Below are 22777 nucleotides of genomic sequence, written 5' to 3'. Positions count from 1 at the left end.
GACTGCAAGACTTCCACCATGACCGAGGCTCCCGCCGAATTCACCTCTGCCGACTTTCCGCTGCACTGGCCGGTGCTCACGCGGTGGACCGACAACGACATGTTCGGGCATTTGAACAACGCGGTGTACTACGAGCTGTTCGACACCGCGATCAACGCGTGGATCAACACGAACTGCGACATCGACCCGATCACGGCGCCGTGGCTGGGCGTGGTGGCCGAGTCGGGATGCCGATTCCTCTCGGAGCTCAAGTTCCCGGATCTGCTGGTCGTCGGGCTGTCGGTGACCCGGCTGGGCCACAGCAGCGTCACCTACCGGTTGGGGCTGTTCCGGTCCGACGGGCCGGTCGCTGCGGTCGGTCACTGGGTGCATGTCTACGTCGAACGGGAGTCCCGACGCCCGGTGCCGATTCCCGATGAGATCAGGTCCCTGTTGGTCTCGATATGCTCGGCGGATGCCGCTGGTAAGTAAGACAGTCGAAGTCGACGCTCCTGCCGAGACGATCATGGCGATCGTCGCCGACTTCGAGGCCTATCCGCAGTGGAACCCGGAGATCAAGGGATGCTGGATTCTCGCCCGCTACGACGACGGCCGGCCCAGCCAGCTGCGGTTGGACGTCGAGATCCAAGGGCAGGCCGGAGTCTTCATCACCGCGGTCTACTATCCCGCCGAAAACCAGATCTACACCGTGTTGCAGCAAGGTGACCACTTCTCCAAGCAGGAGCAGCGGTTCTCGGTGGTGCCGCTCGGGGCGAGCACACTGCTGCAGGTCGACATGGAGGTCGAGGTCGACACCAAGCTGCCGATCCCGAGCCTGATGGTGAAGAAGCTCATCGGTGACACCCTCGATCACCTGGCGAACGCCTTGATTGCCAGGGCGCAGCAGCTGTCCGCCTAGTCGTACTTCACGCCGAGTGGCCAGTTGTGCGCGGTTTTTCCGCGGTGAGCGTGTAATAACTGGCCACCGGGCGGTAGGGGACCGGCTCGGCGATCCACTGCGCTAAATGTCCGACGCCGGATCGGACTCGTTTTCGTGATCCCACATGCCGCTCTCGTCGAGCCGGGCGATCAATCGCGTTGCGCCATCGGTGAACTGGACGGCGTTGAGCCGCACCGCGGTGTCGATGTCGCGACGACGCAGTGCCGCGACCAACGCCCGATGATGCTCGACCGCCTCGGCGCCCCACCGTGGATCGTTCGAGTAGACCAGCGCCGGCAGATACCGCGCGACGTGAAGAAGGAACCAGGCCAACTTGATTCGGCCGCTGGCCCGGTTGAACGCGCGGTGGAACGCGAACTCCGCCGACGAGACCTCCTCGGCGTCCGCCCGGGCCACTGCCACTTCGAGGTCGGCATTGAGCCGCTCGAGCTCGTCGATCTCCTCATCGGTGATGCGCTCGGCCGCGGTGGCGGCGAGTTCGCGCGCGATGGTGGCCTGCAGCCAGAAGATGTCCTCGACGTCGGCGCGCGTCAACGGGACCACGACATGCCCGCGGTGCGGCTCCAGCTGCACCATGCCCTCACCGCGCAGCGTGCGCAGCGCCTCGCGCACGGGTGTGATGCTGACGCCCAGGGTGGCCGCCGTTTCGTCGAGCCGGATGAACGTGCCGGGCCGCAGGACACCGGTCATGATCTCGGCGCGCAGATGGGCCGCAACTTCGTCGGACAGTTGCTCGCGGCGGGCGACGCGACGGCGCCGCGCGGCGGGGCGGGCGGGTGCGTTCACATGATCTCCGGTCAGGCTTGTCCTTGTGAGGCCGAGGCCATAGTGTGACCGGGGCAACCCAATGTTTGATCAAATATCAACATCGTGCAACCCGATGGGAGTACCGGACCGTTGACAGCCGAGCCGTCCCCCACCGACCAGCCTTATCTGGCGCGTCGTCAGAACTGGACCAACCAACTGGCGCGGCACGCGCTCATGCAGCCGGACAGGACCGCGCTGCGGTTCCTGGGGCACACCACCACCTGGCGTGAGCTCGACGAGCGGGTCGACAAGTTGGCCGGTGCCCTGAGCCGACGCGGTATCGGCGTGGGCGACCGGGTGCTGATCCTGATGCTCAACCGTCCCGAGTTCATCGAATCCTTCCTTGCCGCAAGCAAACTGGGTGCCATCGCGGTACCGGTGAACTTCCGGATGACGCCCCCGGAGATCGCCTTCCTGGTCGGCGATTGCCAGGCGCGCGTGATCGTCACCGAATCCGTCCTGGCCGGCGTGGCCACCGCGGTCCGCGATCTGGACCAGACGCTGCAGACGGTGATCGTCGCAGGCGGTGGCGGCGAGGACGGCGTGCTCGGCTACGACGACCTCATCGCCGAGCCGGGGGATGGCCCGGAAGTCGTTGACATTCCCGATGATTCGCCCGCGCTGATCATGTACACGTCTGGCACGACGGGTCGGCCCAAGGGGGCGGTGCTCACCCACGCCAACCTCACCGGCCAGGCCATGACCAACATGTTCACCGTCGGCGTCGACCTCAGCAACGACATCGGCTTCATCGGCGTCCCGCTGTTCCACATCGCCGGGATCGCCGGCAACGTGACCACCGGGCTGCTGTTGGGCCTGCCCACCGTGCTCTACCCGCTGGGAGCCTTCGATCCGGGGGCGCTGCTGGATGTGCTGGAGGCCGAGAACGTCACCGGCATCTTCCTGGTGCCCGCACAGTGGCAGGCCGTCTGCGCCGCGCAGCAAGCCAAGCCCCGCAACCTCAAACTGCGCGTGCTGTCCTGGGGCGCGGCCCCGGCGTCGGACACGCTGCTGCAGACCATGGCCGAGACCTTCCCCGGCGCCCAGATCCTTGCGGCGTTCGGGCAGACCGAGATGTCGCCGGTCACCTGCATGCTGTTGGCCCAGGACGCCATTCGGAAATTGGGCTCCGTCGGCCGCGTCATTCCCACGGTGTCGGCTCGCATCGTCGACGAGAACATGAACGATGTGGCAGTCGGTGACGTCGGCGAGATCGTCTACCGGGCACCGACACTGATGGCCGGCTACTGGAACAACCCGAAGGCCACCGCCGAAGCGTTCGCCGGCGGCTGGTTCCACTCCGGTGACCTGGTACGCCAGGACGAGGAGGGCTACGTCTGGGTGGTGGACCGCAAGAAGGACATGATCATCTCCGGCGGGGAGAACATCTATTGCGCCGAGGTGGAGAACGTCCTGGCAGCCCACCCGGCGATCGTCGAGGCCGCCGTGATCGGCCGCCCGCACGAGAAGTGGGGCGAGGTGCCCGTGGCCGTCGTGGCGCTCAGCGGTGGTCAGGATTCGCCGCTGAGTCTGGCTGATCTCGACGGGTTCCTCACTGAGCGGCTGGCCCGCTACAAGCACCCCAAGGCGCTCGAGATCGTCGAGGCGCTGCCGCGTAACCCGTCGGGCAAGGTCCTCAAGACCGAGCTCCGTGAGCGATTCGGTCGCGAAGAGCGGATTAACGTTAGCGAAAGTTATTCTCCGTCAACGGTTTCTGCAGGTAATCGGGGAAAATAGTGAATAGGGGCGGGGTTTGCTAACGGTTCGCGGCATAATCCAGCCGATGCGGTGCACGGCCACGTTTGTATCGGGTACAGTCCTGTGGTCTCACTTACTACCCACGAGTAGGGAGATTGAGATCACGTACGCGGGGTTGAGGCAAGGAGGGGGCGTGCGACACGTCCAGGGGGTGCACCGGTGACGGCATCGTCCAATGCACTTGTCGGCTACGTCCGTGATCAGCTCGAGAAGCCGATGGCGATGGTCGGTGGCTTCTTCAAGATGACAGTACTCACCGGTAAGGCGCTTCTCACCCGGCCGTTCCAGTGGAAGGAATTCGTTCTTCAGAGCTGGTTCCTGATCCGGGTCGCGTTCCTGCCGACGCTGGCGGTGTCCATCCCGCTGACGGTGCTCATCATCTTCACGCTGAACATCCTGCTCGCGGAGTTCGGTGCGGCCGACATCTCCGGCGCCGGTGCGGGTCTGGCCGCGGTGACGCAGCTCGGACCCCTGGTGACGGTGTTGGTCGTGGCCGGTGCCGGGTCGACGGCCATCTGCGCCGACCTCGGCGCCCGGACGGTCCGCGAAGAGATCGACGCCATGGAGGTGCTGGGCATCGATCCGATCGAGCGCCTCGTGGTTCCGCGTGTCGTCGCCGCGACCTTCGTCGCCTTCTTGCTCAACGGAACGGTGATCATCATCGGCCTGGTGGGTGGCTTCTTCTTCGGTGTCTACATTCAGAACGTCTCCGCCGGTGCGTACGTCTCGACGCTGACACTGCTCACCGGTTTCCCCGAGGTCATGATCTCGGTCATCAAGGCCACGATCTTCGGTCTGATTGCCGGGCTGGTGGGCTGCTACCGCGGGTTGACCACAGCCGGCGGTTCGAAAGGTGTTGGTACGGCGGTGAACGAGACCCTGGTCTTGTGCGTCATCGCCCTGTTCGCTGTGAACGTCGTGCTCACCACCATCGGTGTGCGGTTCGGAACGAAGACCTGACATGAGTACATCAACAGTCCTTCGCTCCCGGTTCCCCCGGGCGTTCGCGCGTTCCTCCGAGGTCGCGGCCGCACCCGCCCGGCTGCTCGACAGCATGGGCCACGTCGCCTGGTTCGTGGTGCAGGCGGTCGGACACGTACCGCACGCCTTCCGCTACTACCGGCGTGAGACGCTGCGGCTGGTGGCCGAGATCGGCATGGGCACCGGCGCAATGGCCGTCATCGGCGGCACCGTCGCGATCATCGGCTTCGTCACGCTGTCCGCGGGTTCACTGATCGCCATCCAGGGTTTCGCGTCCCTGGGCAACATCGGTGTCGAGGCGTTCACCGGATTCTTCGCCGCCCTGGCCAACGTCCGCGTCGTCGCGCCCGTGGTCACCGGCCAGGCACTGGCCTCCACGGTCGGCGCGGGCGCCACCGCCGAACTCGGTGCCATGCGCATCAGCGAAGAGGTCGACGCCCTGGAAGTCATGGGCATCAAGTCGATTTCGTACCTGGTGTCCACCCGGCTGATGGCAGGCGCCATCGTCATCGTCCCGCTGTACGCGATGGCCATCCTGCTGTCGTTCCTGTCGGCACAGCTGGTGACGACGATTTTCTACTCCCAGTCGGTCGGAACGTACGAGCACTACTTCCATACGTTCCTGCGCGTCGACGATGTGATGTGGTCCTTCCTCGAGGTCGTCATCATGTCGATCATCGTGATGTTGAACCACTGCTACTTCGGCTATTACGCCAGTGGCGGTGCTGTCGGTGTCGGTGAGGCAGTGGGGAGGTCGATGCGCACCTCGTTGATCGCAATCGTGGTGGTAGTCCTGTTGGCATCGTTGGCGCTGTACGGCACCGACCCCAACTTCAACCTCACGGTGTAGCGCCATGACCGCGCCGCACGCCCCCTGAACAAGTCGAAGACCCCGCCGTACAAATTGGCGGGGCTCGTGCTGGCCCTGGTGACCGCGCTGATCCTGGCGCTGACCTGGCTGCAGTTTCGCGGATTTTTCGAACCCAAGACGCAGCTGACGGTCCTGTCCGGCCGCGCAGGCCTGTCGATGGACCCGGGGTCGAAGGTCACCTACAACGGTGTGCCGATCGGCCGGCTGGCGACGGTCAAGGTGGTCGAGGTCAACGACAACCCGGAAGCCAAGCTGATCCTGGATGTCGACCCGAAGTACCTGCATCTCATCCCGCAGAACGTGGATGCCGAGTTGCGGGCCACCACGGTGTTCGGCAACAAGTACATCTCGTTCATCTCGCCGCCGAATCCATCTCCGGAGCGGGTCTCCGCGGATACGCCGATTCAGGCGCAGGGCGTGACGACGGAGTTCAACACGCTGTTCGAGACCATCACGAAGATCTCCGAACAGGTCGACCCGATCAAGCTCAACGAGACCCTGACGGCGACGGCCCAGGCCCTCGACGGGCTCGGCGACAAGTTCGGGCAGTCGATCGTCAACGGCAACACCATCCTGGCCGACCTCAATCCGCGCATGCCGCAGATCCGGCACGACATCACGGGTTTGGCCGATCTCAGTGAGGTCTACGCCAACGCGTCACCGGATCTGTGGAACGGTCTGACCAACGCGGTGACCACCGCCCACACCCTCAACGACCAACGCGGCAACCTCGATCAGGCGCTGGTGGCCGCGGTCGGGTTCGGCAACACCGGCGGTGACATCTTCGAGCGCGGCGGCCCGTACCTGGTCCGTGGCGCCCAGGACCTGCTGCCGACCTCGGCGCTGCTGGACAAGTACAGCCCTGCGCTGTTCTGCACCATCCGCAACTTCCACGACGCTGCACCGAAACTCGCTGCCGCCCTTGGTGGTAACGGCTATTCGCTGCTGACGCACTCACTCGTCGTCGGCGTCGGCAACGCCTACGTGTACCCGGACAACCTGCCTCGGGTGAACGCCAAGGGCGGTCCCGAGGGCCGGCCGGGCTGCTGGCAGCCGATCACCCGTGACCTGTGGCCGATGCCGTACCTGGTGATGGACACCGGTGCATCGATCGCGCCGTACAACCACTTCGAGCTCGGTCAGCCGTTGACGGCCGAGTACGTGTGGGGCCGCCAAGTGGGGGAGAACACGATCAACCCATGAGTGACGTTTACGGAACGAATCATCCGATGCCATGCGGGACCCGAGCCTGCGAGGGAACCGCATGAGCATCAAGGGCACACTCATCAAACTGGGGATTTTCTCCCTGGTGTTGCTCACGTTCACCGCGCTCATCTTCGTGGTGTTCGGTCAGATCCGGTTCAACAGCACCAACGAGTACTCGGCGGTGTTCAAGAACGTCAGTGGTCTGCGCAGCGGGCAGTTCGTCCGGGCCGCCGGCGTCGAGGTCGGCAAGGTTTCCAAGGTCGAGCTGATCAACGGCGGCGAGCAGGCCGAGGTCACGTTCAACGTCGAGAAGTCGTTGCCGTTGTTCGACCAGACCACCGCGGCGATCCGCTACCAGGACCTGATCGGCAACCGCTACCTGGAGCTCAAGCGCGGCGAGAGCAACAAGATCATGCCTCCCGGCAGCACCATCCCGCTGGACCGGACCCAGCCCGCGCTGGATCTCGATGCCCTGGTCGGTGGTTTCCGGCCGCTGTTCAACTCGCTGGCCCCGGACAAGGTGAACACCATCGCCAAGTCGCTGATCACGGTTTTCCAGGGGCAGGGCGGCACCATCAACGACATCCTGGACCAGACCTCGCAGCTGACCTCCACGATCGCCGACCGCGATCAGGCCATCGGCGAGGTGATCAAGAACCTCAACATCGTCCTGGACACCACGGTCAAGCATCAGAAGCAGTTCGACGACACGTTGAACAACTTCGAGATCCTGATCACGGGCCTGAAGAACCGGGCCGACCCGATCGGCGCCTCGGTGGCCAACATCAGCAACGCGGCGGGCTCGCTCGCCGACCTGCTGAGCGACAACCGGCCGCTGCTGCACGACACGCTGGGCTATCTCGACGTCATCCAGAAGCCACTGATCGACCAGAAGCAGGAGGTCAACGACATCCTGGTGCAGATTCCGGCAGCACTGAAGATCATCGGCCGAGCTGGTGGTATCTACGGTGACTTCTTCAACTTCTACGCCTGTGACCTCTCGTTGAAGCTCAACGGGTTGCAGCCGGGCGGCCCCGTCCGAACCGTACGAATCACTTCGCAGCCGTCGGGTAGGTGCACGCCGAAATGAGGACACTGCAGGGTTCCGACCGGTTCCGTAAGGGCCTGATGGGCGTGGCCGTGGTCGCGCTCATCATCGGGGTGGGGTCGACGCTGACCAGCGTGCCGATGATCTTCGCGGTACCGACCTACTACGCGCAGTTCACCGACACCGGTGGCCTGAACGTGGGCGACCGGGTGCGCATCGCCGGTATGGACGTCGGCGACGTCAAGACGATGGACATCAGTGGCGACAAGGTGGTGATCGGCTACACGCTCGGCGGCCGCACCATCGGCACCGAGAGCCGGGCCGCCATCCGGACCGACACCATCCTGGGTCGCAAGAACATCGAGATCCAGCCCCGGGGCAACCAGACCCTGTCGCCGGGCGGGACATTGCCGGTCGGCCAGACGACCACGCCGTACCAGATCTACGACGCCATCTTCGATGTCACGCGTAATGCTTCGGGGTGGGACATCCAATCGGTCAAGCAGTCGCTGAACGTGCTGTCGGAGACGGTGGATCAGACGTCGCCGCATCTGAGCGCGGCGCTCGACGGCGTGGCCAGGTTCTCCGAGACCATCGGCAAGCGCGACGATCAGGTCCGCCAACTGCTGGCCAACGCGAACAAGATCGCCACGGTGCTCGGTGACCGCAGCACCCAGGTCAACCAGCTGCTGGTGAACGCGCAGACCCTGCTGGCCGCGGTCAACCAGCGTGGTCAGGCCGTCAGCATGCTGCTCGAGCGGGTGTCGTCGGTGTCGCAGCAGGTCGAGGGCCTGATCAACGACAACCCGAACCTCAACCACGTGCTGGAGCAGTTGCGCACGGTCAGCGACATCCTGGTCCAGCGCAAGCAGGACCTCGCCGACACGCTGAGCATCGCGGGCAAGTTCATCACCTCGCTGGCCGAGGCGCTGGCCTCGGGCCCGTACTTCAAGGTCATGCTCGTCAACCTGCTGCCGCCGCAGATCCTGCAGCCGTTCGTCGATGCGGCGTTCAAGAAGCGTGGCATCGATCCGGAGGAGTTCTGGCGCAACGCGGGCCTGCCGTCGTTCCGGTTCCCGGATCCCAACGGCAAGCGGTTCGAGAACGGCGCACCGCCGCCGGCGCCGACGCCGCTGGAAGGCACCCCGGAGCATCCGGGACCGGCCGTCCCTCCGGGTTCGCCGTGCTCGTACACGCCGACGGCGCAGGGCATCCCGTCGCCGGGCAACCCGCTGCCGTGTGCGGCTGCCACCGTGGGGCCGTTCGGGGACAATCCGTACGGGCCCAACTACAGCCCGCCCGATGTGGCGACGTCCGCACCGAATCCGGATGGTGTGGCGCATTCACCGGGTGTGCCCAGCGCGGCCATCCCCGGCCAGATGCCGCCGGATCAGCCGGGCGCCCCGCCGGCCCCGCTGGCTCCCGGTCCGCCGGGTGCCCGCACCGTGCCGGTCAGCCCGCAGCCCGGGCCCGACGAGTTCGTCCCCGGGTTCGCGCCGATACCGCCACCGCTGAATGCGCCTCCCGCACCTCCGGGTCCGGGTCCGCAGCTGCCGCCGGTGGACACGGCTCCGTTGCCGGGTAACCCGCCGTTCCTTCCGCCCGGGTCGCAGGGATAGGCCACAGCTATGTCAACGATTTTCAACATCCGAAACATGAAGCTGCCGCACATGTCGCGGCTGGCGGTGATCTTGGGTGCGCTGGCAGTGGTGGTGGCCCTCGCGGTCGGCTACTTCGGTATCAGCCTCTACAAGAAGCTGACCAACACGACGGTCACGGCGTATTTCCCCGAGGTGCTCGCGCTGTATCCCGGCGACAAGGTCCTCATCATGGGTGTCCGCGTCGGCGCGATCGACAGCATCGAGACCGCCGGCGACAAGATGAAAGTGGTCTTCCACTTCAACAACAAGTACAAGGTGCCGGAGAACGCCAGCGCCTCCGTGCTGAACCCGAGCCTGGTGGCCTCGCGCGTCATCCAGCTGTCACCGCCTTACACCGGCGGCCCGCAGATGCAGGACGGCGCGGTCATCCCGGTGGACCGGACCCAGATCCCCATCGAGTACGACGAGCTCCGCAACCAGGTGACCCGCCTGCTCCACGACCTGGGGCCCACACCCGAACAGCCCAAGGGCCCGTTCGGTGACATCGTCGAGTCGTTCGCCGACGGCTTCGCAGGCAAGGGCGAACAGCTCAACCGCACGCTGAACGGCCTGTCGGAGGCTTTGACCACGCTCAACCAGGGCCGCGGAGACTTCTTCACGATCGTCAAGAGCCTGGCGCTGTTCGTCAATGCCCTGCACAAGAGCGATCAGCAGTTCGTCGCGCTCAACAACGATCTGGCGCAGTTCACCAACTACTTCTCCAAAGACGACGAGTTGGCCAGCGCGGTGCAGAACCTGAACCAGGTGCTCAAGACCACCCGTCAGTTCTTGGACAAGAACGGTGGCGTGCTGACCCACGACGTCAACAACCTCGAAGAGGCCACCACGGCGATCCTGCAGCCGGAACCGCGCAACGGTCTCGAGACGGGTCTGCACGCGTACCCGAACCTGGCCGCCAACGTGGTCAATATCGTGGCGCCCAACCAGGGCGGCATCATCGGTCTGCCGGTGCTGCCGGGCCTGACCAACTTCTCCAACCCGTTGCAGTTCATCTGCAGCTCGATCCAGGCGGGAAGCCGCCTGGGCTACCAGGATTCGGCGGAGTTGTGCGCGCAGTACCTGGCGCCGATCCTCGACGCGATCAAGTTCAACTTCCTGCCGTTCGGCATGAACCTGGCGAGTACCGCGATGACGCTGCCCAAGCAGATCGCGTACTCCGAGCCGCGGCTGCAGCCGCCGGGCGGATACAAGGACACGACCGTTCCGGGCATCTGGGCGCGTGACACGTTGTTCTCGCACGGCAACCACGAGCCGGGCTGGACTGTCGCGCCGGGCATGCAGGGCGTGCAGGTGCAGCCGTTCACGCAGAACATGCTGACGCCGGAGTCGTTGGCCGAGTTGATGGGTGGCCCCGACATCGTCGCCCCGCCGGCCCCGCCGGCGTTCGGGGCGCCTCCCGGTGGCAACCTGCCGGGTCCGCCCAACGCCTACGACCAGAACAATCCGCTGCCCCCGCCGTGGTACCCGCAGCCCGGGCCGCCGCCCGGTCCGGCGCCAGGCGTCGTCCCAGGAGATCCGTTGTCAGCCATCGCCCCGGCGGCTCCGGCCGCCCCGGCACCCGCACCCGCACCGAGTGGGCCGCCGTTGCCCGCAGAGGCAGGAGGGTCGTAATGCGTGGGATCAGGCTGCCTAAAAGGGTGGCGCCCAAGAAGGTCGGCCTGCGACTGGCGGTGTTGGCGGCCGCGACGCTGATGCTCACCTCGTGTGGGCAGTGGCGTGGCATCGCCAACGTCCCGCTGCCGGGTGGGCCGGGCACCGAGGGTGGCCACACCACCCTGTACGTGCAGATGCCGGAAACGTTGGCGCTCAACGCCAACAGCCGGGTGCGGGTTCGCGACGTGTTCGTCGGCCGGGTCCGCAGCATCGAGTTGGTCAACTGGGTGCCGACGCTGACGCTCGACCTGGAGCCGGGCATCGAGCTGCCGAAGAACACGCTGGCCAAGATCGGCCAGACCAGCTTGCTGGGTTCGCAGCACATCGAGCTCAACCCGCCGGATCAGAATCCGTCCAAGGAGATGCTGCGCAGCGGCGACACCATCCCGCTGGCGCAGTCCTCGGCGTACCCGACGATCGAGCGGACACTGGCCGGGATCTCCGGCATCCTGACCGGCGGCGGCATCCCGAACATCGAGGTGATCCAGACCGAGGTGTTCAACATCCTCAACGGTCGGGCCGATCAGATCCGGCAGTTCCTGGGCCAGTTGGACACCTTCACCGACCAGCTCAACCAGCAGCGCGACGACATCAGTCGGGCAATCGATTCGACGAATCAGCTGCTCAACATCGTGGCGCAGCGCAACGACACGCTGGACCGGGTGCTCACCGAGTTCCCCCCGCTGATCCAGCATTTCGCCGACACGCGCGACCTGTTCGCCGATGCGGTGACGGCCCTGGGCCGGCTGTCGGCCGCGGCCGACACGACGCTGCGGGGCAGCAATGCCAACCTGCACACCAACCTGCAGAATCTGCAGCGTCCGCTCAAGCAGCTCAGCCGGGCGGCCCCGTACCTGGTGGGCGCACTCAAGCTGCTGCTGACGGTGCCGTTCAACATCGACAACATCCCGAAGGCCATCCGTGGCGACTACATCAACGTGTCGCTGAACCTGGACCTGACGCTGAGTTCGGTGGACAACGCGATCTTGTCCGGTACCGGTGTCTCGGGCATGCTGCGGGCGCTGGAACAGGCCTGGGGCCGCGATCCGAACACGATGATCCCGGATGTGCGGTTCACGCCGAACCCGCACGATGTGCCCGGTGGTCCGCTGGTGGAAAGGGGGGAGTGAGAGATGCTGCTGACCCGCTTCATCAAGATGCAGCTCGTCATCTTCCTGACGCTGACGCTGGTCGCGCTGGTGGTGCTCGGTCTGGTGTTCCTGCGTCTGCCGACGTGGGCAGGCGTGGGGATGTACAACCTGAACGCTGAGTTGCCGAACTCGGCAGGCTTGTACAAGACGGCCAACGTCACCTACCGCGGCACCACCATCGGGAAGGTCACCTCGGTGGAGCCCACCGAGACCGGTGCCCGGATCCAGATGAACATCTACGACCAGTACAAGATCCCCACCGACGCCACGGCCAACGTGCACTCGGTGTCGGCGGTCGGTGAGCAGTTCATCGACCTGATCTCCCCCGGAGAGTCGAAGGCCTACTTCGCATCGGGCGACACCATCACCAAGGGCACCGTGCCCGCCGAGGTGGGGCCCGCGCTGGACGCCGCCGAGCACGGGCTGTCGGTGCTGCCGAAGGAGAAGATCGGGGTTCTGCTGGACGAGACCGCGAAAGCGGTTGGTGGCCTTGGTCCGTCACTGCAGCGCCTGGTCGATTCGACGCAGTCCATCGCCAGCGACTTCAAGGACAACCTGGACCCGGTGAACGACATTGTCACCAACTCCGGGCCGATCATCGACAGCCAGGTGAATTCGGGCGACGCGATCTCGCGCTGGGCGAGGAACCTGAACACGATCTCGGCCCAGACCGCCCAGAATGATGCGGCGCTGCGGAGCACCATCGAGCAGGCCGCGCCGACGGCCGATCAGCTGAACGCGGTGTTCGGGGACGTTCGGGAGTCGCTGCCGCAGACGTTGGCGAACCTCGAGATCGTCATCGACATGCTCAAGCGCTACAACAAGAACGTCGAGCAGGTGTTGGTGGTGCTCCCGCAGGGCGCCGCGATCGCGCAGACCGCGACGATCTTCGCCCCTGAGGGCCTGCTGCACTTCGGTCTCGGTATCAACATGCCGCCGCCGTGCCTCACCGGCTTCCTGCCGGCGTCGCAATGGCGGGCGCCCGCCGACACCACGACGGCGCCGCTGCCGTCGGGCCTGTACTGCAAGATCCCCAAGGATGCGCAAAACGCGGTCCGCGGTGCCCGTAACTACCCGTGTGCCGATGTACCGGGCAAGCGGGCGGCCACCCCGGCCGAATGCCGCAGCAACGAGCCGTATGTCCCGATGGGCACCAACCCGTGGTACGGCGACCCGAACCAGATCCGCAACTGCCCGGCCCCGGCCGCGCGATGCGATCAGCCCGTGGACCCTGGCCGGGTGATCCCCGCGCCCTCGGTGAACACCGGGTTGAACCCGTTGCCTGCGAGTATGTTGCCACCGCCTGAAGTGGGCGGATCGGCTCCGACCAGCGATCCGCTGACCGCACCGCGAGGCGGTAGCGTCGTTTGCAGTGGACAGCAGCCGAACCCTTGCATCTACACTCCGGCAGCAGGTTCGACCGCGACCTATAGCCCGTCAAGCGGCGAGGTGGTCGGTCCAGGCGGTGTGAAGTACTCCGTCACCAACTCGAATAAACCAGGAGATGACGGATGGAAGGAGATGCTGGCGCCAGCCGGCTGAACCTCGCCGACCAGCAGGACCCCGAACACCCAGAATCTGGCCCCGAGGAGGCCGTAGAGCACTCCAGCGAGCAGGATGTCGAGCATTCCCGCGAGCCGGAAGCCGCGGTGGGTCCGGACGGGCCGGAAGTCGAGTCGAGCTCCGACGTCGAGCGGCGTCCGTCCCGGCTGGGCCGGGGCGCGATGGCCGCGATCTGCGCCGGTCTGCTCGTCCTGACCGCACTGGCCGGAACGGGCGGCTACCTCGCACTGCGGTCGCACGCCGAGAGCGAGCAGATCGCCCGCGACGAGGCGTCCGCGCTGCAGGCGGCCAAGGATTGCGTGACGGCCACGCAGGCACCCGACACGGCGGCGATGACGGCGGCGCAGACCAAGATCATCGAATGCTCGACCGGCGACTTCGGTGCCCAGTCGGTGCTCTACAGCAGCATGTTGATGGAGGCCTACCAGGCGGCGAACGTCAAGGTGCAGGTCTCCGATCTGCGTGCCGCGGTGGAGAAGCACAACGACGACGGTTCGATGGACCTGTTGGTCGCGGTCCGCGTCGTCGTCAGCAACACCGAGAAGTCCAATGAGGAGCAGGGCTACCGGCTGCGGGTGAAGATGGCACTCGACGACGGTGTCTACAAGGTGGCCAGGCTCGACCAGGTCACCTCGTGACGGCCGTGTTGGACACCCCTTCGTCGGACACCGTCGACTCGCCGGGTGCGGACGCCGCCCCGGAGCCGCGGCCGGCGTCGTGGCCGGTGCGTGCCGGAGCGTTCGCAATCGATGTGTTGCTGGGCGTCGGCGTGATCGCGACGCTGGCTGTGCTGGCGTTCGCGGCGCCGACCTATGGCTGGCTCTGGTGGGTGTACGCCGGCGTCGCCATCGTGGTGATGATCGCGATGCTGGTCAACCGCGTGCTGCTGCCCACCAGGACAGGCTGGACCGTGGGTCGGGCAGTGGCCGGCATCAGGGTGACGACCGCTGGTGGCGGTGACGTCGGGCTGGTGCGGTTGACGCTGCGCGAGCTCGCACATCTGCTGGACACCGCCGCCGTGTGCATCGGCTGGTTGTGGCCGTTGTGGGACAGCCGCAAGCGAACGTTCGCCGATCTGCTGGCGCGCACCGAGGTGCACCGTGTGGGTGTGCGTGACGAGGACGTGCGCGATGTCCGGCGCCGAGCCGCGATCGTTCTGCTGGCAGGCGTGCTGGTGTCCGCAGCGGCGGTGGCGCTGGGATATTTCGGCTCCTACCGCCAGGAGCTCGCCGTCGAGCAGGCCCGTGCCCAGCTCGTCGACCAGGGACCGCGGATCGTCGAACAGTTGCTCAGCTACGGCGTGGACTCCATGGACCAGGATTTCGCCAAGGCGCTCAACCTGACCACCGACAACTACCGTCCGCAGCTCGTCGTGCAGCAGGCCGCAGTCCGCAAGGCCGGGCCCAACACCAACGAGTACTGGGCCGTGAGTAGCGCGGTGTTGCCCGAGTCGAGCAAGACCGAGGGGACCATGTTGCTGGCGCTGCAGGGCCAGCGTGGCATCGACCCGAAGAACCTCAAGTTCCTCACCGCCACCGTGCGGGTGGACTTCCACAAGATCGACGGGCAGTGGCGGGTGGACAACCTGACCGTGCTCACCAAGCCACAGATGAACGGGGCGGGACAATGAGCCCACGCCGCAAGATCGATAGCTCGGAGCCGGATTACTTTGCCGTGCAACCGAAACCGCCGAAGCGGTGGGGGCTGCCGGTGGTGGCCGTGCTGTCGTCGCTGCTCGTCGCGGCGGCGATCGCCGGTGGCACCTTCATGCTGGTACGCCATGTGTCCGGGGACCGGGTGAAGGGCAAGGACGCCGCGGCGCTCGGGTACGTGCGCGAGTTCATGACGATGTACACGACGATCGATCCGTACCACGCCAATGACTACGCCGACCGTATCGCGGCGCAGGGCACCGGCGACTTCGCGAAGATGTTCAAGGACAGAGAGAACGAAATCGTGGTCCAGGTGGCTCGTGCCGAGCCGACGGAGGGCACGGTGGAGGATGCGGGCATCCAACGCTGGAACGACAACGGCAGCGCTGATGTGTTGATCGCCGTCAAGACCAGCACGCGGTCCCCGGACGGCAAGTCAACGATTGCAAGTGGCGCCCGGTGGGTGGTCACGACGATTCGAGAGGGACAGCAGTGGAAGATCAGCCAACTGAACCAGGTGATCTGACCACCGAGACGTCGAGCCCGGAGGGTTCGGCAGGCCCGCAGCGCCGTCGTCGGATGCCGTGGCAGCGCAAGGCCAAGGCGACGCCGGCTGAGACAGCGGCCGACGAGTCGTCGGCCGAGAAGGCCTCGACGAGCACGCCGTCGCCGGAGGCGCGGCCCAAGCCGCGGACGCCGGTCGGCAAGGGTCGCCGCGGGGAGGCGGTCAGTGACGAGACCGCCGACGTGGTGGAGCCCGAAGCCGAGGACGACGAGGCTGTAAAGCCCGAGGCGGATGAGCCCGCTGTGGAGGCTGCCGACGAATCTGCCGAGGAGTCACCGGAGTCCGAAGAGTCACCGGAGTCCGAAGAGTCACCAGCTTCTGACGATGAGAACGTCGAGACTGTCATGGTCCCGTTCCGGCCGGCTGGGAAGCGGTTGACGTACGTGGCGGCCGGAGCCGCGGCGTTGTTCGTGGCGGCGGGCGCGTTCGCGGGTGCGATGGTCCAGCCGTACCTCGCCGACCAAGCCCTGGTCGCAACCAAGCTCAAAGTCGCGGAGACCTCGGCCAACGCGATCACCACGCTGTGGACGTACACGCCGGACAACATCGATTCGCTGCCTCAGCGCGCGTCGCAGTACCTGTCGGGTGATTTCGCAGCCCAGTATCGGACCTTCGTCGATTCGATCGTGCCGACCAACAAGCAGGCGCAGGTCTCCAGCAACACGCAGGTGATGGGCACGGCGGTGGAGAGCATCGGGCCCAACGAGGCCACCGCGATCGTCTACACCAACTCGGTGTCGACGAGTCCGGTCACCAAGAACATCCCCTCGCTGCGGTATCTGTCCTACCGGGTGACGCTCAAACGCGACGGAAGTAATTGGCGGATAACGCAAATGCCTGCACTGACCAAACTGGATCTGTCACCGCAGCTGTAACCCGGAACTCCTCGCGATGGCCATCCAGTCGCCGGTCTCGCACCGGTTGACCGTTACCGCGTTACTGCTGCTCACCTTCGCGACGGGCATCGTCGATGCGATCAGTGTGCTGGTGCTCGGCCACGTGTTCGTCGCGAACATGACCGGCAACGTGATCTTCCTGGGGTTCTGGTTGGTGCCGCATTCTGGCGTGGACCTGGCGGCGGCCGTCGTCGCGTTCGTCAGCTTCGTCGCGGGCACGGTTGTGGGCGGACGGTTCGCGCGTCACCTGCAGAGCAATCCGAGGCGATGGCTCACCGTCACGCATTCGGTGGAAGTGGTCATGCTGCTGACGCTTTCGGTCCTCGCCGGCGTCGGTGTGCTCGACTACCAGGACAACCGGAAGCTGATTCTCATCTCCGGGTTGGCGATCACCTTCGGTATCCAGAACGCCACGGCACGGCAGTTCGGCATCCAGGAACTCAGCACCACCGTGCTGACACAGACGATCGTGGGCATCGGACTCGACAGCAGATTGGCCGGCGGCACGGGCGATCGGGAGAAGCTGCGTTACGGCGTGGTGGCGACCATGATGGGCGGCGCGGTGGTCGGCGCCTCGCTGACGCTGTTCACGGTGGCGCCGGTGATTGCGCTGGCGGCGTTGGTCATTGCCGCCAGTGCGGCGATCTTCCGCTTCGGTTCTTAACCTTTCGCCGGCGAGTGGCCAGTTATGCACGCAAATCACAAAAAACCGTGTAACAACTGGCCACTCGCGGGCGGAAGCGCGGGAGCTAGGGTTCGATGCGGATCGGCCCGGGCGACCACAGCCCGGACCGGGTTGCCGTGCCGAGGTCGATGCGGGCTTCCGGGGCGTCGACGACGGTGTCGAATTTCCGCAGCGATCCCCAGTCGCGGCCCCAGTCGCGGGACAGGTAGGTGGGCATGACGTGGGCGCGCAACAGCACATCGGAGATGCCGAGCAAGCCGCCGTTGCGGCCCTCCTGCCAGGTGTCGGGGTTCTGCAGCTTGGCCGGATAGTCCGGTGAGATGCGGTATCTGGGTACCTCGGTGACGCCGTTGGCGTGCAGCATCGGATGCTGGCAGGGGAACACCAGCCCCACCATCCAGTCGAGCAGGATCGGCTGGGTGGTGCCGAGATACTCCTGCATCGACCGCAATTCGGGAACCCGCGGCGGGGTGACGGCAACCCAGTCGCCGGGGTTCAGCGAGCGGTCGTCGGCGATCACGCGCACATAGTCTGCGTCGGCGGGAATCTGTGCACGCGGGAACCGCAATGATCGCCAAGACGGTTGGGGCCCAATGTCGTACGGCGTGAGCCGGCCGGTAGGCTGCGGCGTACCGTCGGGCCCGACGCGCCCGTATTCCAGTGCCACGGTCTGTGCTTCGATGTGGCCGTAGAGCACGCTGTTGCCGGTGATGGTTCCCGCGGCGGTCACCACCACGAGTGGGTGCGCGTCGTCGGCGGCCGGCAGCCGGTACCACGCCGAGGCCAGCGTGCTGGGCTGTTGGGGTCCGGCGGTGAAGCTGCCCAGCACCGGAACTCGCGCGGGGTCCAGACCGTAGGGCAGCGTGGGGGCCGCCGTCCAGTCGTAGTCGGTGCCGGGTTGGGCATTGGTCTGCCAGACCGACTCGGCGACAATGTGTTCGGGTAACCCGTCGGGGCTGAACCCGACGGGGGCGTCACCGCCCAGCGGGCCCAGTGGGCCGTACGCGCCGGCTTCGGGCGTCAGGAATCCCACGTTGGGATCGGGTTCGACGAGCACATCGTCGGCCAGACCGCAGCCCCCGCTGAGTTCACGAATGTTGGCCCAGCCGTTGGAGTATGTCGGGTATTCGCGGACCATGCCGATGGTCAGGGACGCGACGAACACGATCACCATGAACCCGGCCGCGACCGGCACCGGCGCGGTGGTGAGCATGCGGACGAAGCGCCGTTCGGGCCGCGTCGTCGGCATGATGTGCAGCAGCGCCGCGTAGCACGCCGTCAGGAGGAAGAGTCCGAAGAACACGCTGCTCGCGGTGACCGGTCCCAGGTGCGGTGTGCTGTCGTTGAACGGAACGCCGTAGCTCGACACATACCACCAGCCGTTGGTGGACGCGAAACACAGTGCGACAACGAATAATACGGCTGACAGGAAGGCCATCCGGTTGCGTGCCGAGCGCACGATCGTCGGACCCATCAGCACCGTGGCCAGCGCTGCCATCGCGGCGCCCACCGCGGCGAACAACCCGAAGTGGTGGATCCACTTGGTCGGGGTAAAGGTGAGGAAGAAAATGGTCGCGAAGATGATGCCCATCAGCCGCCAGGCCGGGCCGGTCGCCACACCGGGAATCTTCTTGCGGCGCAAGAACAACACCATGGACGGGAACAGGCACGCCATCGTGATCAGGATGCCGAACCGTCGTGACAGCGCACCGTCGGTGGTGGGCAGCACCAGGTAGAAGTACCGCAGATTCTCGGTGTACCAGGGCTGGCTGGGGCCGATCGCGGTGCGCACCCGGGTGGCCTCCAGCACCGCGGCGAACGTCTGGTCGGCGAACACGACGGTGAGCACCACGAAACCGGCGGCCAGCAGCGGCGCGAGCAGTGGCCAGGCGCCGATCACGCGGTGCCGGGCGACGAAGACCCGCAACAGTGGACGCCCGCCGGCCACCAGAGCTGCCACCGCGATCAGCCCAGTCGGCTGGATGCCGAGGGTGAACGCGGCGGTCACGACCGCCAACGCAGCGGGGGTGACCCGGCTGGAGATGATGGCCCGTTCGATGAGCACGTAGGTGATCAGTGCGCCGGCCGCGATCTGGCCCTCGGGCCGAAGACCGTTGTTGAACGGCATCCACGCGGCGATCAACACGAACGCCGCGGCCCACAGCGCGGGTCGGCTTGCCGCCACCGCGGGCCCCAGCCGGGGCAGCACCTCCCGGGACAGCAGCAGCCAGCACACCAACGCGCAGACCAGATCTGGCAACCGGATCCACAGACTGATATCGCTGACGTGGGTCATGACGGAGAGCAGGTTGTAGTACCAGCCGAACGGATCTTCGGGGCTGCCGAACCAGCGGAAGTAGTTCGACATGTACCCGGCATGCCCGGCCACGCGAGCCATCTGCATCTGATAGCCGTCGTCGGAGGCGCCCGCACCGGCGATGTACCAGTAGAGCGACACCACGATGACGGTCGCGTCGACCCAGGTGAACGTGCGCCACCGGGTGGGGATCCACCGCTGCATCCGGCGACCGTCGAGCCGGTCGAGCTGCCACAGCGCCACGAGCGCGATGACGGTGGCCACCATCCCGATCAGCATCGCCGCGAGCTTCAGCGGCGTGGGTGAGGTGGTGTAGCGGGTGTCGATGGTCGCCGAGACCGAAAGTCCGCTCGGCGCAGGGCCGCTGAGATCTGTGAACACGCCGACGATCTGTGGGCGCAGGTTGGGGTCGGCGTAGCCGGTGCGGCGATCGACGCCGTCGGGGCCGGGGAGCCCGACGAAGGTGGCGAAGGTGCCGTCGAGAGACGACGTGATGTCGATGCGACTGCATCGCATCGCCTCGCTGCGCGCGACGGTGGCGACGACGACGTTGCGCACCAGCACGTCGACGCGGTCCTTGCTGACGGTGACGAAGAGTCCGTTGAGGCCGGCGTCTTTGCCGTCAGCGGGGATGGTGCCGAATAACAAGCCGCCGTCGGCCGGCATCTGCTGTACCAGCGTGCAGGGGACAGTGGCCGTCAGAGAAACCGGCGTCAGCGTGATCAGCGGCGCTGTCACGTTGCCGAGGCGGCCTTCCTGAGGCCAGTTCAGCGTCGCCGTCGTCTGGACTACAGGCAGGATGGGAGTGAGTGCACTGAGCACAAAACCGATCAGGCCGGCAACGATCGCAACCCAGCGCCACGCCTTCACTGAATGATGTTCCCGCCCATTGCATAACCAATATATGAAACAACTGTTACGGTCAAGGCGAGGCACGCCCGACGAGATCTGGCCGATGTTTGCGGGAAATTCGGCCGAATGATTGCGGCGTTGAGCTCCGGAACCCTAACCTGATCGCCATGACGAGGGGGATTGTCCGAATTGGCGCTGCCGTACTGGCGGCCGGAGCGTTGCTGAGTGCCACGGGTGCGACGGCGGGAGCGTGGCCCATCCCGTTGACGGACGTCGACTACCGCTACCTGAACGCCACCCGCGGCGTCTTCCCCGGCGACGACGATCAGCTGTTGACGGCCGGCCGACAGATCTGCAGGTTGCTCTACACCGGCCAGCACACCCAGGATGCGATCGACGCCATGGTCGGTCAGTACGGCGCGACCCCGGATCAGGCTGCCGTTGCCGTCCGGGCCGCGCGCAGCACGTACTGCACCCAGGCGCCGGGCTGACCTTCTCGGTCGAACTTACGGACAGGTGAAGTCCAGCTCGAAGGGCTTCGTCACCTGTTGTTGGTTCGACGCGTCCAAGCCGACGGCGGTACCGGTGATCTTGTAGGAATTGCCGGTCTTGGTGGCCGACGCGTTGCCATGGCCCGCCGCGGCGTCGGCGTAACCCAGCGTCACACCGTTGACGTTGCCGAGTCCTACGGAGTGAACGGCCGGTGGCGAATCATTGCTGATCACCGCGCCCACACCGGTTGCGGCATCGCCGATCGTGACGTTGATGTCGGATTCCGCGGCGGTGCACGTCACCGGTCCGGACACCTTCTGGGCCTGGCCGTCGACGAGGACCGTGGTTGCGCCCGAAGCGCCGGCTGACGTGGGCTCCGACGGCGAGGCGTTGTTGGCCGTCGTGGCGGACGTACCGGTGGAGCTGCCGTTGGAACATCCGGTGACGGCGCAAGCCGCGACCGCTGCGCTTGCCACGCCGATCATCACAACGCGTGTGATCATGTCGTCTCCTTGAGAGGTGTAAGGCCCGGCGGGTCGTCCGCGGGGCGCCGGAACGGCCCTTCGTGCGGGCAGTTCCGACGCCGCTACGTCGTGCGGATCAGAACAGTGGGATCCACACACCGAAGAACCAGAATCCCCAGCCCCCGAAAACGGGGTTGAAGATCGGTATCGCGTTGTAACCGTTGTAGTCGAACGGTCCGAAATCTACTCGGGCCCTGGCGATATCGCGGTTAGGACCGTCCCACCGGCGGTTCCAGCCACCCGGAGGAGGCGGGCCGTTCCAGCCGCCGGCAGGAGCGGGGCCGTCCCAATTGGGCGGTGGGCCGCCAGGCGCGGGACCGTCATTCCAGCCCGGACCACGTTCAGGCGGCGGGGGCGGCGCACCGTCGCCCGGAGTGCTGAACCCGTGCGGAGCGTCCCTCGGGCCGCCGATCTGGTTGTTACCCCGGTCGAACCGACCGCCAGGAGCGTTCGGTTGACCGTTGGGATGGTTGTCGGGGCCGTTGTTCTGCGGGCCGTTGTTCTCGGGGCCCTGTGGCCCGTTGTTTTGCGGACCCTGCGGCGCGTTCGCCGGCGGATTTCCCTGCGGCCCGCGGCCCTGGGGTGCCTGCGGCGCGTTGTTTTGCGGTCCCTGCGGCGGGCTGTTCTGTGGACTCTGCGGCGCGTTGCCCTGCGGGCCTTGAGGCGGATTGCCGCGCGGGCTCTGCGGTCCGTTGTTCGGCGTCTGAGGCGGGGTGCCCGGACCGCCACCGTTGCCACCCGGTCCGGGCTGGCAGTTGGTGGCATTGGCCTGATCGCACGGCTGCGGCGCCGCTGCAGCCTGCCCTGCCGTCAAGAACGCTGACACGCTGATGCCTGCAGCGGCCGCCGCAGTACCGGCTATGCGTTTCACACTCATGGTGACTCTTTCTCCCCGACCCCCCGCCGTGACGTCACTGCGGGCACAGGTCTCCACATTGACACCGCCGACGGGTTCCAAACCGCGGCGACGGACAACCGCAGCGAACTTTCAGTGAACCCGCAGCACGGATGCTTCGGATTTGAGTGTCCCGTGAGTGCCAGCTATGTAGAGGCTGTGTGAAACATGTTGCTGGAGAGGTGGTCTCGGCCTGTGTGTGTGACGAAAATGCGGGCCAACTGCATCGATCAGCCCTGCGGCATGGGCCTACGGTACGG

21 protein-coding genes are annotated in these 22777 nt (G+C 66.1%); 17 read left to right on the top strand and 4 right to left on the bottom strand.

Annotation, left to right across the window (positions count from 1 at the left end; all coding sequences use genetic code 11):
• The first annotated feature begins 18 nt into the window (after window positions 1-18).
• Window positions 19-471 (top strand): acyl-CoA thioesterase, encoded by a 453-nt coding sequence (locus tag BTO20_RS35675; RefSeq protein WP_087081102.1) that lies wholly within the window; start codon window positions 19-21, stop codon window positions 469-471.
• The gene (locus tag BTO20_RS35670; protein WP_087081100.1) at window positions 455-898 is read left to right on the top strand and encodes an SRPBCC family protein; all 444 of its coding nucleotides are present in this window, start codon (window positions 455-457) and stop codon (window positions 896-898) included. Before BTO20_RS35675 ends, BTO20_RS35670 begins: the two co-directional genes overlap by 17 nt.
• A gap of 102 nt (window positions 899-1000) precedes the next feature.
• Here the strand turns inward: BTO20_RS35670 and BTO20_RS35665 are convergent, their stop codons facing one another.
• On the bottom strand, window positions 1001-1726 hold the full coding sequence (locus BTO20_RS35665) for a GntR family transcriptional regulator (protein WP_087081098.1): 726 nt from the start codon (window positions 1724-1726) through the stop codon (window positions 1001-1003).
• Between the two features lie 111 nt (window positions 1727-1837).
• On the opposite strand from BTO20_RS35665, the gene fadD5 reads away from it, so the two are divergent.
• The 14 genes from fadD5 to BTO20_RS35595 all read left to right on the top strand — a co-directional run bounded on the left by fadD5 (window position 1838) and on the right by BTO20_RS35595 (window position 17416).
• Window positions 1838-3484, top strand: coding sequence for a fatty-acid--CoA ligase FadD5 (gene fadD5, locus BTO20_RS35660; RefSeq protein WP_087083170.1), 1647 nt, complete (start codon window positions 1838-1840; stop codon window positions 3482-3484).
• 237 nt (window positions 3485-3721) lie between these two features.
• Window positions 3722-4465, top strand: a complete 744-nt coding sequence (locus tag BTO20_RS35655) for an MlaE family ABC transporter permease (protein WP_197514948.1) — start codon at window positions 3722-3724, stop codon at window positions 4463-4465.
• Window positions 4466-4559: 94 nt separating this feature from the next.
• Window positions 4560-5336 (top strand): MlaE family ABC transporter permease, encoded by a 777-nt coding sequence (locus BTO20_RS35650; protein ID WP_408632219.1) that lies wholly within the window; start codon window positions 4560-4562, stop codon window positions 5334-5336.
• A 66-nt stretch (window positions 5337-5402) separates the two neighbouring features.
• Complete coding sequence (locus BTO20_RS35645; RefSeq protein ID WP_269770315.1) at window positions 5403-6560, top strand: MCE family protein; 1158 nt, start codon at window positions 5403-5405, stop codon at window positions 6558-6560.
• Between the two features lie 61 nt (window positions 6561-6621).
• Complete coding sequence (locus tag BTO20_RS35640) at window positions 6622-7653, top strand: virulence factor Mce family protein (RefSeq protein ID WP_087081091.1); 1032 nt, start codon at window positions 6622-6624, stop codon at window positions 7651-7653.
• Complete coding sequence (locus BTO20_RS35635) at window positions 7650-9230, top strand: virulence factor Mce family protein (RefSeq protein WP_087083168.1); 1581 nt, start codon at window positions 7650-7652, stop codon at window positions 9228-9230. The genes BTO20_RS35640 and BTO20_RS35635 overlap by 4 nt, the downstream gene beginning before the upstream one ends.
• A 9-nt stretch (window positions 9231-9239) precedes the next feature.
• Complete coding sequence (locus BTO20_RS35630) at window positions 9240-10883, top strand: virulence factor Mce family protein (protein WP_087081089.1); 1644 nt, start codon at window positions 9240-9242, stop codon at window positions 10881-10883.
• A complete protein-coding gene (locus BTO20_RS35625; RefSeq protein ID WP_087081087.1) occupies window positions 10883-12055 on the top strand; it encodes a virulence factor Mce family protein in 1173 nt (390 codons plus the stop codon). Before BTO20_RS35630 ends, BTO20_RS35625 begins: the two co-directional genes overlap by 1 nt.
• Window positions 12056-12058: 3 nt before the next feature.
• A complete protein-coding gene (locus BTO20_RS35620) occupies window positions 12059-13618 on the top strand; it encodes an MCE family protein (protein ID WP_087081085.1) in 1560 nt (519 codons plus the stop codon).
• Window positions 13588-14277 (top strand): hypothetical protein, encoded by a 690-nt coding sequence (locus tag BTO20_RS35615; protein WP_087081083.1) that lies wholly within the window; start codon window positions 13588-13590, stop codon window positions 14275-14277. The genes BTO20_RS35620 and BTO20_RS35615 overlap by 31 nt, the downstream gene beginning before the upstream one ends.
• Entirely contained in the window at window positions 14274-15269 is a 996-nt protein-coding gene (locus BTO20_RS35610) for an RDD family protein (RefSeq protein ID WP_087081081.1), read from the top strand. Before BTO20_RS35615 ends, BTO20_RS35610 begins: the two co-directional genes overlap by 4 nt.
• Window positions 15266-15817, top strand: coding sequence for a mammalian cell entry protein (locus BTO20_RS35605; protein WP_087081079.1), 552 nt, complete (start codon window positions 15266-15268; stop codon window positions 15815-15817). Before BTO20_RS35610 ends, BTO20_RS35605 begins: the two co-directional genes overlap by 4 nt.
• Complete coding sequence (locus BTO20_RS35600; protein WP_087081077.1) at window positions 15784-16731, top strand: prolipoprotein diacylglyceryl transferase; 948 nt, start codon at window positions 15784-15786, stop codon at window positions 16729-16731. The genes BTO20_RS35605 and BTO20_RS35600 overlap by 34 nt, the downstream gene beginning before the upstream one ends.
• 16 nt (window positions 16732-16747) lie before the next feature.
• Window positions 16748-17416 carry a YoaK family protein gene (locus tag BTO20_RS35595; protein ID WP_087081075.1) on the top strand — a complete coding sequence of 223 codons (669 nt, stop codon included), beginning with the start codon at window positions 16748-16750 and terminating at the stop codon, window positions 17414-17416.
• An 85-nt stretch (window positions 17417-17501) separates the two neighbouring features.
• Here the strand turns inward: BTO20_RS35595 and BTO20_RS35590 are convergent, their stop codons facing one another.
• Window positions 17502-20624, bottom strand: a complete 3123-nt coding sequence (locus BTO20_RS35590; protein ID WP_269770314.1) for an arabinosyltransferase domain-containing protein — start codon at window positions 20622-20624, stop codon at window positions 17502-17504.
• 149 nt (window positions 20625-20773) lie between these two features.
• Here BTO20_RS35590 and BTO20_RS35585 point away from each other — a divergent pair, with 149 nt between their 5' ends.
• On the top strand, window positions 20774-21097 hold the full coding sequence (locus BTO20_RS35585) for a DUF732 domain-containing protein (RefSeq protein WP_087081073.1): 324 nt from the start codon (window positions 20774-20776) through the stop codon (window positions 21095-21097).
• 15 nt (window positions 21098-21112) lie between these two features.
• Here BTO20_RS35585 and BTO20_RS35580 read toward each other — a convergent pair whose 3' ends face one another.
• Both BTO20_RS35580 and BTO20_RS40025 read right to left on the bottom strand, forming a co-directional pair.
• Complete coding sequence (locus BTO20_RS35580) at window positions 21113-21598, bottom strand: lipoprotein LpqH (RefSeq protein WP_198344611.1); 486 nt, start codon at window positions 21596-21598, stop codon at window positions 21113-21115.
• Between the two features lie 100 nt (window positions 21599-21698).
• Entirely contained in the window at window positions 21699-22499 is an 801-nt protein-coding gene (locus BTO20_RS40025; RefSeq protein ID WP_198344190.1) for an MAP_0585 family protein, read from the bottom strand.
• Between the last annotated feature and the right edge of the window lie 278 nt (window positions 22500-22777).

Source organism: Mycobacterium dioxanotrophicus, from assembly GCF_002157835.1.
Taxonomy (GTDB): domain Bacteria; phylum Actinomycetota; class Actinomycetes; order Mycobacteriales; family Mycobacteriaceae; genus Mycobacterium; species Mycobacterium dioxanotrophicus.
Note: the sequence above shows the minus strand (reverse complement) of the source record. Positions and strands in the feature narration are given on the sequence as shown.